This window comes from Rhizobium sp. P44RR-XXIV, from assembly GCF_001999485.2.
In the GTDB taxonomy this organism is placed as follows: domain Bacteria; phylum Pseudomonadota; class Alphaproteobacteria; order Rhizobiales; family Rhizobiaceae; genus Rhizobium.
In genome coordinates, this window is sequence record NZ_MPVZ02000028.1 from 1044600 (window position 1) to 1060579 (window position 15980).

Below are 15980 nucleotides of genomic sequence, written 5' to 3' on the forward strand. Positions count from 1 at the left end.
GCTTGAGCGCTATGCCAGCCCGGAGATCGCATGCAGAAGATATCGCCGACACTTGCTCGTTACCTCCGCCGCATCGGTGGCGGGGCAATTGTCGCTTTGGTGGCATTTACGGCAGTCGCGGGCGGCTTCTATGCCCATATGCTTTGGACAACGAATTTCCATCCGGTCATCGCCGGTGAGCTCTATCGTTCCTCTCAGCCATCGGCAGCGACGATCGCGGATTTCCAGAAGCAATATGGCATCAAGACCATCATCAATCTGCGAGGCAACAATAGCGGCCGTCATTGGTACGATAAGGAAGTCGCCGAAGCGAAGCAGCTAGACATCAATCATATCGATTTCCGCATGTCTTCGAACAAGGAATTGACGGAGGCGCAGGCGGCGCAGTTGGTCGAGATCATGCGTGATGCGCCAAAACCGATCCTCATTCATTGCCAGGCCGGAGCTGACCGCACCGGGCTTGCATCCGCGCTTTATCTTGCCGCCATCGCCAAGACCAGTCAGGCGATTGCAGGCAACCAGATGTCGATCGTCTATGGACACGTCTCTCTTCCTTTTATGCGTGCCTATGCCATGGATCGGACTTTCGAAAAGCTCCAACCCTGGCTCAACCCGCCGGCCTCCTGAGGAACGGCGCTTCCTGTTAGATAATCTGTAACATTGAGCAGCTACCGGTTGACGGACAGCATGTTGCGTTGCGACATTGATTCCCTATCCAATCATCCGAGGCTTCCCGATGGACCAATTCGATCTTCTAGTCGTGGGTAGTGGCCCTGCCGGCCGCAGAGGTGCCATTCAGGCTGCAAAGCTCGGCAAGAAGGTGCTCGTCATCGAGCAAGGCAAGCGCGTCGGCGGCGTTTCGGTCCACACCGGCACAATCCCCTCCAAGACGCTGCGTGAAACCGCGCTGAACCTGTCAGGCTGGCGCGAACGCGGCTTCTATGGGCGCGCCTATCGCGTCAAGCAGGAAATCAGCGCAGAGGATCTGCGCCGCCGCCTGCTGATCACCCTGGATCATGAAGTCGAAGTGCTGGAACACCAGTTCGCGCGCAATCGCGTTCAGCATATGCGCGGCAAGGCAAGCTTCGTCGATCCCCAGACCATGCAGGTCGTCAAGGATGACGGCGAGGTTGTCACCGTTTCCGCCGCCAGCATCCTGCTCGCGGTCGGCACCAAGCCGTTCCGTCCCGATTACATGCCCTTCGATGGCAAGACGGTTCTCGATAGCGACGAGCTGTTGGAAATTGAGGAGCTGCCGCGCTCGATGGTCGTGATCGGCGCCGGCGTCATCGGCATCGAATACGCTACAATCTTCAGTGCGCTCGACACGCAGGTGACGCTGATTGATCCGAAGTCGACCATGCTCGACTTCATCGACAAGGAGATTGTCGAGGATTTCACCTATCAGCTGCGCGACCGCAACATGAAGCTGTTCCTCGGCCAGAAGGCGGAGAAGGTTACCCATCAGAACGGCAAGGTCGAACTGACACTCGACAATGGCCGCCGCCTCACCACCGATATGGTGCTGTTTGCCGCCGGTCGCATGGGCGCGACCGATACGCTCAATCTCCCCGCCGCCGGCCTCGAGGCCGATGCGCGCGGCCGTCTGAGCGTCAATCCGGAAACCTTCGCCACCAAGGTTCCGCATATCTTTGCCGCGGGCGACGTCGTCGGCTTCCCGAGCCTTGCCTCTACCTCAATGGAACAGGGCCGCATCGCTGCCCGCGTGGCCGTCGGTGCGATCGCCAAGGAGCCGCCGAAATACTTCCCCTACGGCATCTACGCAGTGCCTGAGATTTCCACCTGTGGCCTCACCGAGGAAGAGGTCAAGGAACGACACATCGCCTATGAATGCGGTATCGCCCGCTTCCGCGAGACCTCGCGCGGCCACATTATGGGCCTCGACACCGGTCTCTTGAAAATGATCTTCTCGCTGAAGACACGCCGCCTGCTCGGCGTCCACATCGTCGGCGAAGGCGCGACCGAACTCGTCCACATCGGCCAGGCGGTGCTGAACCTCAAGGGCACCGTCGAATATTTCGTCGAGAACACCTTCAACTATCCGACGCTCGCCGAAGCCTACAAGATCGCTGGTCTGGATGCCTGGAACCGCATGGGTGATATCAAGTCGGAGATTTGAGCCGCTACCAACTGACGTAAGGCGACCGTGGCAGATCTCGTGCAACAGCTTCGATCAGGGGGAGAACCTCGTCGAGAGTATCTATGCCGTATTTCGGGAATGGCAGTGTGTCTGGCCAGGTCGCACCGTCACCATAGAATACGCCTGTCATCCCAGATGCTTCTGCACCCACGACATCCGCCTCCGGATTATCGCCTATGAAGATGCACTGTGCCGGCGCCACGCCCAGCCGTTCGGCGGCGAGTCGAAAAATATGCGGGTCCGGCTTCCGCAGCCCGACATCCTCCGAAATGACAACGAGGTCGACGACATCTTTGAGCCCGGTGATCTCAATTTTTGCGGATTGAACTTTGGCATGACCGTTGCTGATGATGGCCGTCTTCAAACCACGCGTCCGCAACGCTACCAGCGTTTCAAGAGCGCCAATCGATAGCCTGGCGAAATGCGGATAATGCGTTTGAAAATCGGAAAACAGGCGAGCTCCGCAATGACTGTCCACATCCAGAGCTGCTGCCAAGCTCGGGTAGAGTTTTTGCTTGTCGACCAGGCCTTCCTTCTCCAATGTAAAGAAAGTTGCCTCGAACGCCCGCAATGGCACGCCCTGCAGTTGATCCCCGAACCGCTTGAATTGATCCGGCAGAAACGCCCTCAGCGCCGCTCTCCGATCGATGAGGGTTTCATCAAGGTCAAACATCACCGCTTCAATCACGTCCTGCATCCTGGGTTATCGCACCGAGCTGCTTTTCCAGTTGGAGCGTATGACGGAGGTGAAAAATGTCCATCGCAATCGACGGCGGCTCGTGCAGATGTCCGGAATCGCGTGACCTATTCACCACTCGCCCTCGTGGTTCGGGGCTCTGGCCTAACCACCCTACACACCTCACTATAAGAACTAAGCTTCTGGGCAAGACGCACATCGACTAGGCTTCGTTCCACGCGATGAACCGTCCCCACCCTGAGCAGCGGAGGGCCTGAATTTGTCCAAGCGGCTGGCGCCTAGAAGGCGCAATGACGGCCTTCCCTCTCTGCAACAAAAAAGCCCCGCCGCGAGCGGCAGGGCTTCATTTCAATCAGAAAGAAAAACCGATTATTCGGCGCTGTCTTCAGCAGCCTTCTTCTTCGGAGCAGCCTTCTTCTTCGGAGCGGCTTCTTCGCCTTCAGCGGCAGCTTCGGTCGCGTCAGCCTTGGCAGCGGCCTTCTTCTTCGGAGCAGCCTTCTTGGCAGCCGGCTTGTCTTCGGCTTCGTCGTCGGCCAGCAGCGCTTCCTTGGAAACGGTCTTGTCCGTGACGTCGACTTCGGTCAGCAGGTGATCGATGACCTTCTCTTCGAAGATCGGCGCGCGCAGGTTGGCCGAGGCGCCAGGCGTGTTGCGGAAGAATTCCAGGATTTCCTTTTCCTGGCCCGGGAACTGCTGGAGCTGCGAGTAAAGCGCACGCTGCAGTTCGTCTTCGCTGACTTCGACGCCGGCCTTTTCGCCGATTTCAGAGAGAACGAGGCCGAGGCGAACGCGGCGCTCAGCAAGCTTGCGGTACTCTTCGCGAGCCTTTTCTTCCGTGGTGTCTTCATCTTCGAAGGTCTTGCCCGATTCAGCAAGATCCGTCTGGATCTGGCGCCAGATGCTGGCGAATTCGGCTTCGACGAGCTTCTGCGGGGTGTCGAACTGGTACATTTCGTCGAGCTGGTCGAGGATCTGACGCTTGACCTTCTGGCGCGTAACCGAGCCGTACTGGCTTTCGATCTGGCCGCGGACGATTTCCTTCAGGCGATCAGCCGATTCGAGGCCGAGCTTGGTGGCGAGTTCGTCGTTGATCTCGATTTCGCCGGCAGCTGCGACTTCCTTGACGTTGATGTCGAAGGTGGCTTCCTTGCCTGCGAGGTTCTTGGCCGGATAGTCGGCCGGGAAGGTTACGGTGATGACCTTCTCATCGCCGGCCTTGAGGCCGACGAGCTGTTCTTCGAAGCCCGGGATGAAGCGGTTGGAGCCGAGAACGAGCTGTGCGTCTTCGTCCTTGCCGCCGTCGAAGGCTTCGCCGTCGACCTTGCCGAGGTAATCGATGGTGACGCGGTCGCCGTCAGCGGCCTTGCCCTTCTTGGTCTCGTAGGTGCGGGCGCTTTCGGCAATCTTAAGGATCTGCTCGGTGACTTCGTCTTCGGCGATCTCAGCAACTTCGCGGGTGATCTTGATGCCCTTGACGGACTTCAGTTCGATCGCCGGGATAACTTCGTAGGAAAGCGTGAATTCGAAATCGGCCTCGGCAGCGAGGATCTTTTCTGCCTCGTCCTTGTCCTCGGTCATGGCGATTTCCGGCTGGGTTGCCGACTTTTCGCCGCGCTCGGTCAGGATTGCCGGCGGCTGGTCGCGAACGATCTCGTTGACGAGGTCGGCCATGATGGACTTGCCATAGACCTTCTTCAGATGCGCAACCGGTACCTTGCCCGGACGGAAACCGTTGATGCGGACCTTGTCCTTGACCTCGGCCAGGCGTTCGTTCATGCGAACTTCCATGTCCTTGGCGGGGATGACCACCTTGATTTCGCGCTTCAGCCCTTCAGCGAGCGTTTCGATAACCTGCATTGTCCTACCTTCATTCATGGCGGCCGTGCCCAGACAGCCGTTCGTTTCGATGAGCACGACGCCGGAAAATCCCGAGCGTGGCTTGGATGCAATTCCCTGTCACTTTGCCAAGAGCGCCGCGCCTTCGAATGAACGCGCAAGAGGCAGCCCTATCTCGTTACGAGTCGAAGCATCTGATCCACTCCCTATCCGAAAGCGGGATGCCTAGGCAAAATGGCGCGTCCTGCGGCATGTAGGAAGACAAGCTTGTTCAGCCTCCCCCGTCCATAAGACGTCTTGGTGCGGGTAGAGAGACTTGAACTCCCACGCCTTGCGGCACCAGAACCTAAATCTGGCGTGTCTACCAATTTCACCATACCCGCGTTCCCAAAACCGCATGGCGATGCCTGCCCATGGGGCCTTCCGGAGCGCGGCGTCTCTATATCACCCGTTTCAAACCACGCAAAGGAAAAATGACGGTTCCACGACCATGGACAAGCTTATCCGGTTTTGACGGACAAACATCTTCAATAAAGCGGTTCCTCGTATACCGGTTTGCCGTCAAGAAGCAGTGCTCTGATGTGGGCAGCACCATCGGAAGAGATGCGGGCCGCAATGGCGACACGGCTCTCGTTGCGCGCACTCTCGATGTCGTGCCCCTGACCTTCGGGCACATAATAGCGCTCAATGCCATAGTCGACCGAGATCAATGACTGCGACGCGTCGGTCTGCTCCGCATAAAAGAAATAGTCGACGGGCAGGCTTTTGAGCACGACCGTATCGGGCTTGGGATCGAGCGGTCCAAAGGATGATTCGACAATACCCCAGTAGCCGTCATCCTGTTTCTTCAGGCGAACGGACAGGATCTGGGCGGTCAGACTTTGCTTCGGCGCACCGCCGACCAGCGTCGAGACCGGAACCCGTGAAATATCGTAGTTCAAGGTCACGTAATCGCCGCGCAGAAGATCGCGCGGATCGACCGGCGCTGTCTTCAGGATAACCTCGACACCGCTTCGCAGGCCCCAGGCCCGCTCGCCGACCATATAGCCGAGCACGGCCGTCTGCAGGGCAGCAACGATGATGGCGGCAATCCAGAAGCGGTGCGGGCCACTCAGAACAGCATTCTTCTCAGCCAGATCACTCATGCCTGTGCCCCCTGCTCGCGACTGCCGGAAAAGCGCCGTTCCAACCGGATGACCACCCAGGCGGCAAACGCCACCAACAAACCGGCAATCAGGAAGAAGCCCGCCGTACCGATGATCGAGCCGATCGTTTCGCTGGCGAGATAGAGGATCTCGCAGGCGAAGACGAAATAGGCGAGAAAGCGTACCGCACCATTGTCACGACCGCTAAGGGCGATTGCGATGACAGAGCTTGCAAGCGTCGCAACGGCGACAATGATGAGGGCAAGCGCATCTTTCTCCCAAAGATCATTCGTAAAGGTCTCGTTGCTGATTTCGGCATGGACCAGAAAGAGACCGATCGCGGCGACAAGAAAGGCGTAAAAGGCTGGTGCCGCACCCGCCGTCCGCGCAAGAGGCATCAGTGGCGAGGCCGGGATGCTGACTGCAAGGAAGGCGGCCATTCCGAGGGCGGCGAACAGGATTGCCGCATTCAGGCTCTCGTGCAGGCCGAAAAGCCAGGTCAGCCACCCGACGATGATCAGATAGGCGAAGTGTCTCGCTCTCGGCGCGTCGACATATCTGACGAGCGCAATCAGGACCGCGGCCATCAGAAGCGGCACCCACGGCATGACACCCTGCCAGCGATCAAAATGATCCCAGAGATAGGCACCGCAAAACGCCCAGGCAAGGAAGCCAGCCAGTGCGACCTGCGCGCTCGAGCGAAACAGCGCAGCGACAATGCAGGCCGCCGCGAACCAGACGATTATCATTCTCAGCTCATCGCCGGACATGTTGTACATCTGACCGACGAGCGCCATAGCACCGCCGAAACTCAATGTCCCGAGAATCAGCAAGGCTGCCGCCAATATAGAGCGCCCGGCAGTCAGCAACTTCGCGGCGCCGAGATAGAAGCCCCATATCATGGCAAAGAGAGCGAGAAGGCGTGCAAGCCTCGGGATCTCTTCCCAGTTCGCGGAGATGAACAGCAATAGCGCCAGGCCGAGAAGCACGGCCGCCAGGATGGTCAGCACCCTCCCCGCACTGAAGCTTGTCTGGCGTCCGTCATATTCGCGCAGCACAGCCTGCGCCGCCGTCGCATCGACAAGTCCCTTGTCGACCCAGATCTTCAGATCCCGCTCCAGCCTGCCTCTATACATCCCGGCCCCCTACCCATGCGACTCTCCGCATAGAGAAGAATTACCACAAAACGGCAGGCGATCGATCCGAGCTTGCGCGTATGCGCCGCCAGCACCTTCCACACGAATATGTCTCTCGTTAATACAGTATTAAGCGATCATTCAGTATCCTAAGGACCGGTATCGAGATACCCATGCAAGACATGCGCAGACGACATATCTCCCATGAAATTATTGCGCTGCACAAAATCAAAAAGTCATACTATTAATGAGCCAACAAAACACGGCGATGGCGCGCCGGGCCGATGCAAATCGGAGCAAGCCTGAGGATGTAAATCCTGACAGAGAATTCGGAGCTGCACACTCCTCCTCCCAGTGCGCTCCGATGGATTGACGACACTCCTCCTCCCAGTCGTCAATCACCACAAATGACGCCCGCCGCACCTCCTCCCGCGGTGGGCGTTATTTTTTGCCCGTTTCAATCGTTTATATGCCACTCGACACACCCTCAGACGCCAGCAAGCGTCGTGCGGGCGCGAAACCTATCGAGCCCAAAGCATGCCGATCAGAAATCGCCGGCAAGGCGCGCCTCAGCAATTAGACCTACCCGAAAATAGCAAGGCTGGCGAAAACATGGCCGGATGCAGGCAAACGGGAGAACCGCCCTTGAAAAGCTGAGGTTTGCCGGAGAACGAGCTCTTCGGGGCATTCTTCGTTCAGCCGCGATATGCACATAAAGCAGCCATCTTCTTGGGCAGATCGCCTACAAGGATTGCACTTTACGCATAGGTGACATGAAGCATTCGCGCTTTTTAGTTCTTGCAGCGCAGCATATATAAGAAGGCATCAGATCGACGACGGAACCAATCACTGGGCCGCGAGATCTTCAAATCCTCGAAAGGGACTAAAATGAACCTGACCCGCTCTTTCAACAACTGGCGCAAGTATCGTCAGACCGTCAACGAACTCGGCCGCATGAGCTCGCGTGAACTGCACGACCTCGGTATCGACCGCGCTGACATCCATCGCGTTGCTCGCGAAGCCACCGGCCGCTAATCGCCGGATAGGCTTCGCCCAATAGCGAAAGCCTTCTCAACGCCCGTTGCGGACCGCCGCGACGGGCGTTCTTTTTTGTCCATTGTGCAATTGCAGCATAATGCGACCTAGTCCGAGCTATTCGCGACACGCAAGGCATGTAAATTTTAGGCATTGATGGCTTTTTGGGCGCCATATTGCACAAATGCATAGCAGACGCCTTTTCTTTGCACTGCACAAAGCACGTTCTCACGCCTATATAGAGTGCAAGCGCTGAGGCGGTAATCGTACCGCTCGCAAACAAGATACTGAGGACAAGATCATGAACCCGCTTCGCATTGCCAAGAACTGGATCAGCTACCGCCGCACTCTGAACGAACTCGGCAACCTTTCCAGCCAGACCCTGTCGGACATCGGCGTTAGCCGCTACGAAATCCGCAACATCGCTGCACGTTCTTTCCGTTAATCGGTACTGAACTGCAGACTGCCTCAAGACGCGCCTTTCGGCGCCGTTTTTGATTCCAGCGTTATTTTCGGCTCCAGTCATTGCGCAAAGCAATTGGATCGCCGCGTTGCCCGTGATAATGACGCGCGCATGACACAGACCAGCTCTCACTCCCCTATTCATATCATCGGCGGCGGCCTCGCAGGCTCCGAAGCGGCTTGGCAGATCGCCAGCGCCGGCGTGCCCGTCATCCTGCACGAGATGCGTGGCGTGCGCGGCACGGAGGCACACAAGACCGACGATCTTGCCGAGCTGGTGTGCTCCAACTCGTTCCGCTCAGACGACGCCACAAGCAACGCGGTCGGCGTCATCCATGCAGAGATGCGCATGGCCGGTTCGCTGATCATGGCGTGCGCGGATCGACATCAGGTGCCGGCCGGTGGAGCCCTTGCTGTCGATCGCGACGGTTTTTCCGCAGCCGTAACCCAGGCGATCGCGAACCATCCGTTGATCACCGTTGTCCGCGAGGAAATCCAGGGATTGCCGCCCGAAGAATGGGACCAGGCGATCATCGCCACCGGCCCGCTGACCGCGCCCGGTCTTGCCAGCGCCATCCAGGCTGAAACGGGCGCCGACGCGCTTGCCTTTTTCGACGCCATTGCGCCGATTGTCTATCGCGACAGCATCAATATGGACATCTGCTGGTATCAGTCCCGCTACGACAAGGTCGGGCCGGGCGGCACGGGCAAGGACTATATCAACTGCCCGATGGACCAGGCCCAGTACAATGCCTTCCTCGATGCCCTGATTGCCGGTGACGCCGTGGGCTTCAAGGAATGGGAAGGCACGCCCTATTTCGACGGTTGCCTGCCGATCGAAGTCATGGCCGAGCGCGGACGCGAAACGCTGCGCCACGGTCCGATGAAGCCGATGGGCCTCACCAACTCGCATAACCCCACAGTCAAGGCCTATGCCGTGGTGCAACTGCGCCAGGACAATGCGCTCGGCACGCTCTACAACATGGTCGGCTTCCAGACGAAGTTGAAATATGGCGCGCAGGCAGAGATCTTTCGCCTGATTCCCGGCCTTGAGAATGCCGAATTCGCGCGGCTCGGCGGGCTGCATCGCAACACCTACATCAACTCCCCGACGCTGCTCGACCGCTCGCTGATGCTGAAGTCGCGACCGGGCCTGCGATTCGCCGGTCAGATCACCGGCTGTGAAGGCTATGTCGAAAGCGCCAGCATCGGGCTGCTTGCCGGACGCTTTGCCGCTGCGGAACGCAAGGGCGAAACACCATCGCTCCCGCCGGCTACGACGGCGCTCGGCTCATTGCTTAACCACATCACCGGCGGCCATATCGTCTCCGACGAGGAGCCAGGCAAGCGTTCGTTCCAGCCGATGAACATCAATTTCGGGCTTTTCCCGGAGCTGGAGCCAGGGTCGATCGTCAGACCGGAAGGCATCAAGCGCTTTCGCGGCAAGGACAAGACCATCATGAAGCGTCAGCTCATCGCCAAGCGCGCGCTTGGCGATTGCGCTCAATGGCTCGGCCTGCCGGCTCCTGCCCTTGCTGAAAGCGCCTGAGATCTCTCAGGCCTTGGCCGGCGGCATCAGTTCCGCCGGCTTGGCATTGTCGCCAGCCACATAATTGCCGAGCAGCCAAAGAGAGACTTCCGCCGCTTCTGCCGGAGTTGAGAATTCGAACGTTCCATTGTGATGGGGGGCATCGAGAAACTCGACCGCCAGACCACGACCAGTGCCCGAATCCCTGGCATGCGCCCGGCCGGGTTCGATCAGATGGACGCTGAAATGATTTCGCAGGCTGCGCATGAAGCCAGCCTTGTCGTCATGCAGGCGTACAAAGACCGCCTGCCCGTTGGCTGTCGTCTGCAGTTGCCTGATCGCCTCGGTTGGGAAAGCGCGGCCGAACTCGATGATCGCAAGTCCGGTATCGTGCAGACCGTCTTCCTTGTTCTGCGAAGCCATGCGCGTCGCGAAGAAAGCAAAGAAGACGACAATCGCGAAAAGTACGCACCAGACGATAATGCCCACGGCAGCTCCCCCTGAAAAATAAATCAAGTGCCCGCCCATCTCCATAAACGCCGAGACTTGCGCGAGCGTGATGTTATTTTAGATTTTCTTTGTAATAGAGGCCAGCGCCATGCGCATCTGCCGCCGCCATTGCGGCAGCGCCAGTGGATGGTCGAAGAGACCGGCTCCCAATCTCTGCGCTTTTTTCAAGACAGGCTCTGCAAGGGTGACGGGCAAGAAGGCTGGAAACACCGCAGGCGGTATCGTGCCTGCCGCCCTCGCCTTGGCCAGATGCTCACGGCCAAGACCGGCGAATGCCTCGATCGCGGCTGAAATGCGTACCTTGTCCTCACCGACCAGGAAACTATCCCGATCAAGGCCTGTTGCTGCGAGAATCTCGAGCGGCAGGTAGAGTTGGCCGCGATGGCGCTGGAGCGGCATCAACAGCAGCAAGCCGCCGATCGCCTGCGCGACACCGGCATGGCCGGCAATATCAGCGGAACGCTTCGCCTCGTCCGGTGACAGGACCAGGCTCGCAAGCTGAATGAGGGCTGACGCCGTTTCCCCGGCATAACCCTCCAAATTGCCACGCGTCTCCATCGGATCGTCGTAGAGATCGAAGATGCGCGCGTCGATCATGTCGATCAACGTCTGGCGCGGCAGGCGGTATTGTTCAATCGCCGTCAGAAGTTCGGCGGCAATGGGATTGGCTTCGCTCGAGCCATGGGCCTGCCCTTCGAGGAGATCGCGCCAGTATTGCATTCGCACTTCGCCGGGCAATGGCTCATGCACGAGGTCGCGCACGCGGGCCAATTCGGCATTGAAGGCGTAGAGCGCGGCAAGCGCCGGGCGCTTTTCCTCCGGCGCCAACAGGCAGGCAAGATAACGATCGCGATCGGTATCCCGAAGCGTGGCGAGGCAGATGTCCCGATTGGTCCGCGGCGTAGCTGATGTCGTCATGTCGCGTGATCCGGAGGTCAAACTGCAATCAGCGCAGCAGCGACGGCACGCGACTCGGACAGCATGATATTGAACGTGCGAACAGCCGCTCCGGTGCTCATCGGGTCGGAGGAAATCTGCCGGGCGCGTAGGGCCGCCTTCAGATCAGCCGGCAGAGGTCGCAGTTCCATGCCGGTGCCGACAAGCAGGACTTCGATCTGTGCGGCCTCGTCGAGCACCTTCTGGAAGCGATCCGGTGTCAGCGCGTCGCCCAACAGCATGTCCCAGCCGTAAATGCCCGAAGGCAGGCAGAGCAGAGAGCCGCGATGCGACATGTCGGCGAAGCGGAAACCGCCATTGCCGTAAGCGTCGATCGGTGCGCGCCCGGGGAAATGCGCTTTCCGGATTTCTATACCTTTTGCCAATGTATCACACCGCTGGTTTGCCTGACTGAATGTCGCCGGCGGCGGGGCCTGAGCTTTCACCACCGGTTTGGAACTTGTCCGGCCGCAGCTTGAACAGGATCAGCACGGGCGCCGCAATATAAATCGACGAAAAAGTGCCGACCGCGACACCGAAAAGCAGCACGAAGGTGAAGGCACGGATCACTTCGCCACCGAAGATGTAGAGCGCGAGCAGCGCCAGAAGCGTCGTCGCCGATGTGAGAATGGTCCGCGATAGTGTCTGATTGATGGAGGCGTCGATCAGGATCGGCAAAGGCATCTGCGAATAGCGCCTGAGATTCTCGCGCATGCGGTCATAGACGACAACGGTATCGTTCAGCGAATAACCGACAATGGTCAGGATCGCGGCGATACTCGTCATGTTGAATTCCATGCCGGTCAGAACGAAGAGGCCGAGCGTCAGGATGACGTCGTGCAACGTCGCGATGATCGCGCCGACTGCGAACTGCCACTCGAAGCGCAGCCATATGTAAACGAGAATTGCAATCAAGGCTGCCAGCACGGCAAGCGAAGCCGTCGTGGTGATTTCACCGGAAACAGCGGGACCAACCACTTCAACGCGGGAGAAATCGTAATCCTTGCCCAATTCCTCGCGCACGAGGGTTACGGCCGATTGCTCGGCATTTTCGCCACCCTCCTGGGCATGCACTCGGATGACCGCGCCGAGGCGATCGGCGATCCGCTCGACCCGCACATCCCCCGGGACGATATCCTGAAGACGTGACTGGATATTTGCCGGGTCCGCGAGGCCCTGTTTGGCGCGAACTTCGATGATGGAACCGCCGGCGAAATCGATGCCGAGATGCATGCCGATCGTCGCGAAGGCAACAAGTGTTGCAACCGACAGGGCGGCGGAAACCGTGAACGTATAACGCCGGATGCCCATGAAGCGGATGTTGGCATTGTCGAAAATGCCGCTGCGCACACCGACCAGGAGGGTGCGCGGCTTGCGGTGCGATATCCACATATCGATGAGCGAACGCGTCACGAAGCAGGAGGTGAAAAAAGTGGTGAAAACGCCGATGATAAGGGTCGCGGCGAAACCACGCACCGAGCCGCTGCTGGCATAGAAAAGAATGGCCGCAACGATAAGCACGGTCAGATTGGCATCGGCCACGGTCGCGGCCGCCCGGTTGAAACCATGGCGCAGCGCGTCAACGAGGAGATGCGTCTTCTTTTCTTCCTCACGCACGCGCTCATAGATCAGCACCAGGGCATCCAGCCCGATACCGATGATCAGGACGATAGCGGCGACTCCCGGCAGCGTCAGCGCTATGCCAAGCAACCCCATGATCGCCAACACCATGATGATGTTGATGATCAGCGCGATGGTCGCTGCAATGCCGAGCAGACGATAGAAGCCGATCATCAAGGCGGCGACGAAAACCGCGGCGGCGATGCAGGCTATGATGCCGTAACGCGCGGTTTCACCGCCGAGACCCGGCTGGATGGTCCGCTCCTCAACCGTTGTCAACGTCGCGGGCAAAGGCCCGCTCTTGATCATCACAGCCAGATCCTGGGCTCCTTGAGCCGTAAAATCTCCTGGAACATCAACCTCGCCCGTTGCGATCACGGTCTTCAGTGCGGCAGCAGAGATAACCTGATCATCAAGCACGACGACGATGACCCTGCCGAGATTGCTTGCGGTTGCTTGCGCGAACCGGTGGGCCGCTTCCTGCGTCAGCTTCACGGAGGTCGTGCCACCATTGTTCTGGCTGTTGACCACGGCAACGGCGTCGGCAAAATCCACATTGGAGAGGATGGGCTGGCGCTGCACGAGATAGCCGACCGGTGGGTCATCTTCGGAAAACATGACGTCGGTGCCGGCCGGCGGCTGGCCATCCATGGCATTCTGGACCGTCATCGATTGATCGACGAGGCGGAAGCTGAGCTGTGCCGGCTGACCGAGCAGGTTCTTCAACCGCTGCGGATCTGCGAGATCAGGCACCTGCACGATGATGCGATCCCGCCCCTGGCTTCGGATCAGAGGCTCGCCCACCCCAAGCTGTGCAATTCGGTTGCGAATGACCCGGATCGACCGGGCAACCGCCGCGGACACGTGACTGTCGATATCCGCATCGGTGATATCGAGTGTCAATGCGCCGGCGTCACCCTGGGAAAGCGTGATGGCCGGCTTGTCCGAGCCGGTGGTGAGCGGCCGCAATGCGGTTACCGCCGCCTGAACCTGCGCGGGATCGTTGATGCGAAGCTGAATTTTCCGGCCGGTTCCGGTCAGGCCGGAATAGGCGACATTGACGATGCGCAATCGCGTTCCGATATCGCCAACGATGGCTTCCAGGCGGTCTTTCTCGACATCATCCCGTTCGATCTTGAGGAGGAGATGCGAGCCGCCGCGAAGATCGAGCCCGAGCTCGATCTTTCTGTGCGCCCACCATGTCGGAAGAGAGGAAAGATAGCGCTCGCCAAGCAGGTTGGGAGCGGCAAGTAGCACGCTCAAGAGAACGACGAACCAGATCAGGGTGGTCTTCCACCAGGAGACGTGCAGCATCATTCTCTCGAGTTTGGGCTTCTCTACTGCGCCCCGCTTTTAGCAGGAAATGCGACGGGCGCAGTAACACCTTGAATTTGTGCATAATCCATCAAGAAAGTCGATTCCGATTTTCGAGGACATGCACAGGCCAGGCGAGCTGCCTGCACGAGAGAAGCTTACGCTGCGTCAGCCTTGACAGGCTCACCCTTGACGCGAACTTCCGAAATCGCACTGCGGACGACGCGGATGCGCACGCCGTCGGCAATCTCGACTTCGAGTTCCTTGTCGTCGATGACCTTCGTGACCTTGCCGACGATGCCGCTGGTGACGATCTGATCGCCGCGGCGAATGTTCTTCAAGATCTCGTCACGCTTCTTTGCCTGCGCACGCTGCGGACGGATGAGAAGGAAATACCAAACGACCATCAGCGGCACAAACAGGATGATCATTTCGAAACCGGAACCACCGAAGACACCGGCTGCCGAATCTGTCGCGCTCTGCGCATATGCGTTGGTAATAAACATCGAGAACTCCCTTGAACTCCTAGCGGGAACGGGCCCCGCGTCAGGTGGCCGGAATATAGTTACGCGCATGGCGATTGCAACAAAAACAGCCGCCAACCGTACCGTTTTCCCGGTCTCTTAGCCTTTCAGCTCCGGATGGAGCATGATACCCGGCAAGACAGCGCGCGCATTCTACGACTTTCTTGATCATTATTCAGGAGGAAAACGGTGACTGAAGACCAAAACGCCCTGATCCTTGCCGAAGTCCGCCGCCTCGCCGACGCGGTTGAACGTCTGGCCGGCCCTGCTCCGGCTGTCAACGATTGGAACGCTGCCGACTGCTTCGTCTGGGCGCCTGCCCGGCTCCATTTGCAACCAGTACCGCGGCCAAACCGGGTGGCGCTCACGCTCATTCGCGGTGTCGATCACGTCCGCGATATTCTGCACGAGAACACGCTGCGCTTTGCCGACGGCTTTGCCGCCAACAACGTCCTGCTCTGGGGCGCGCGCGGCATGGGCAAATCCTCGCTCGTCAAGGCGGTGCACGAGGATGTGCGCCGCGCCACGGGCATCTCGCTCAAATTGATCGAGGTGCATCGCGAAGATATCTCGTCGCTGCCGGTGCTGCTCGACATATTGAAGGCTGCGCCGCACCGCATCATCATCTTCTGCGATGACCTGTCCTTCGATCACGACGATACTGCATACAAATCGCTGAAGGCAGCGCTGGACGGTGGTGTCGAGGGGCGGCCGGACAATGTGTTGTTCTACGCGACGTCCAACCGTCGGCATCTGCTGCCGCGGCATATGATGGAAAACGAGCAATCGACGGCGATTAATCCGTCCGAGGCCGTGGAGGAGAAGGTCTCTCTTTCCGATCGCTTCGGCCTTTGGCTCGGTTTCCACAAGTGCAGCCAGGAAGACTATCTGGTGATGATCGATGCCTATGCCGATCATTTCAAGCTGGATCTCGATCGGGTGCGGATGCACCACGAGGCACTGGAATGGGCGACCACGCGCGGCGCCCGATCTGGCCGCGTCGCCTGGCAATATATCCAGGATCTGGCCGGACGGCTGCGCATCGTGCTTGATCGGGACTGATCTCAGCTCTCCAA

General features: G+C 58.9%; 15 protein-coding genes and 1 tRNA gene. 6 read left to right on the forward strand and 10 right to left on the reverse strand.

Features of this window, described 5'->3' with window-relative positions; all coding sequences use genetic code 11:
• Window positions 1–30: 30 nt before the first annotated feature.
• A complete protein-coding gene (locus tag BSK43_RS22255) occupies window positions 31–627 on the forward strand; it encodes a dual specificity protein phosphatase family protein (RefSeq protein WP_077469802.1) in 597 nt (198 codons plus the stop codon).
• A gap of 109 nt (window positions 628–736) precedes the next feature.
• A complete protein-coding gene (sthA, locus tag BSK43_RS22260; RefSeq protein WP_077469801.1) occupies window positions 737–2140 on the forward strand; it encodes a Si-specific NAD(P)(+) transhydrogenase in 1404 nt (467 codons plus the stop codon).
• 4 nt (window positions 2141–2144) lie between these two features.
• Here sthA and BSK43_RS22265 read toward each other — a convergent pair whose 3' ends face one another.
• The 5 genes from BSK43_RS22265 to BSK43_RS22285 form a co-directional block, all read right to left on the reverse strand.
• The gene (locus tag BSK43_RS22265) at window positions 2145–2858 is read right to left on the reverse strand and encodes an HAD family hydrolase (protein ID WP_077469800.1); all 714 of its coding nucleotides are present in this window, start codon (window positions 2856–2858) and stop codon (window positions 2145–2147) included.
• Window positions 2859–3227: 369 nt separating this feature from the next.
• Window positions 3228–4715 (reverse strand): trigger factor, encoded by a 1488-nt coding sequence (gene tig / locus BSK43_RS22270; RefSeq protein ID WP_077469928.1) that lies wholly within the window; start codon window positions 4713–4715, stop codon window positions 3228–3230.
• A gap of 277 nt (window positions 4716–4992) precedes the next feature.
• Window positions 4993–5077 (reverse strand) — tRNA-Leu (locus BSK43_RS22275).
• 144 nt (window positions 5078–5221) lie between these two features.
• The gene (locus BSK43_RS22280) at window positions 5222–5839 is read right to left on the reverse strand and encodes a GDYXXLXY domain-containing protein (protein WP_077469799.1); all 618 of its coding nucleotides are present in this window, start codon (window positions 5837–5839) and stop codon (window positions 5222–5224) included.
• Window positions 5836–6975, reverse strand: coding sequence for a DUF2157 domain-containing protein (locus BSK43_RS22285; protein ID WP_077469798.1), 1140 nt, complete (start codon window positions 6973–6975; stop codon window positions 5836–5838). Before BSK43_RS22285 ends, BSK43_RS22280 begins: the two co-directional genes overlap by 4 nt.
• Window positions 6976–7863: 888 nt before the next feature.
• Between BSK43_RS22285 and BSK43_RS22290 the strand changes: the two genes are divergently transcribed.
• The 3 genes from BSK43_RS22290 to trmFO all read left to right on the forward strand — a co-directional run bounded on the left by BSK43_RS22290 (window position 7864) and on the right by trmFO (window position 10021).
• Entirely contained in the window at window positions 7864–8010 is a 147-nt protein-coding gene (locus tag BSK43_RS22290; protein WP_015339702.1) for a DUF1127 domain-containing protein, read from the forward strand.
• Between the two features lie 301 nt (window positions 8011–8311).
• On the forward strand, window positions 8312–8455 hold the full coding sequence (locus BSK43_RS22295) for a DUF1127 domain-containing protein (RefSeq protein WP_015339701.1): 144 nt from the start codon (window positions 8312–8314) through the stop codon (window positions 8453–8455).
• 129 nt (window positions 8456–8584) lie between these two features.
• Window positions 8585–10021, forward strand: coding sequence for a methylenetetrahydrofolate--tRNA-(uracil(54)-C(5))-methyltransferase (FADH(2)-oxidizing) TrmFO (trmFO, locus tag BSK43_RS22300; RefSeq protein WP_077469927.1), 1437 nt, complete (start codon window positions 8585–8587; stop codon window positions 10019–10021).
• A 6-nt stretch (window positions 10022–10027) separates the two neighbouring features.
• Here the strand turns inward: trmFO and BSK43_RS22305 are convergent, their stop codons facing one another.
• The 5 genes from BSK43_RS22305 to yajC all read right to left on the reverse strand — a co-directional run bounded on the left by BSK43_RS22305 (window position 10028) and on the right by yajC (window position 14886).
• The gene (locus tag BSK43_RS22305; protein ID WP_077469926.1) at window positions 10028–10489 is read right to left on the reverse strand and encodes a hypothetical protein; all 462 of its coding nucleotides are present in this window, start codon (window positions 10487–10489) and stop codon (window positions 10028–10030) included.
• A gap of 78 nt (window positions 10490–10567) precedes the next feature.
• Entirely contained in the window at window positions 10568–11428 is an 861-nt protein-coding gene (locus tag BSK43_RS22310; RefSeq protein WP_077469797.1) for a phytoene/squalene synthase family protein, read from the reverse strand.
• 17 nt (window positions 11429–11445) lie between these two features.
• On the reverse strand, window positions 11446–11832 hold the full coding sequence (locus BSK43_RS22315; protein WP_068386255.1) for an Mth938-like domain-containing protein: 387 nt from the start codon (window positions 11830–11832) through the stop codon (window positions 11446–11448).
• A gap of 4 nt (window positions 11833–11836) precedes the next feature.
• A complete protein-coding gene (secDF, locus tag BSK43_RS22320) occupies window positions 11837–14383 on the reverse strand; it encodes a protein translocase subunit SecDF (protein ID WP_246662653.1) in 2547 nt (848 codons plus the stop codon).
• A gap of 155 nt (window positions 14384–14538) precedes the next feature.
• Window positions 14539–14886, reverse strand: coding sequence for a preprotein translocase subunit YajC (gene yajC / locus BSK43_RS22325; RefSeq protein WP_068386251.1), 348 nt, complete (start codon window positions 14884–14886; stop codon window positions 14539–14541).
• A 207-nt stretch (window positions 14887–15093) separates the two neighbouring features.
• Here yajC and BSK43_RS22330 point away from each other — a divergent pair, with 207 nt between their 5' ends.
• The gene (locus BSK43_RS22330) at window positions 15094–15966 is read left to right on the forward strand and encodes an ATP-binding protein (RefSeq protein WP_077469795.1); all 873 of its coding nucleotides are present in this window, start codon (window positions 15094–15096) and stop codon (window positions 15964–15966) included.
• Window positions 15967–15980: the final 14 nt, after the last annotated feature.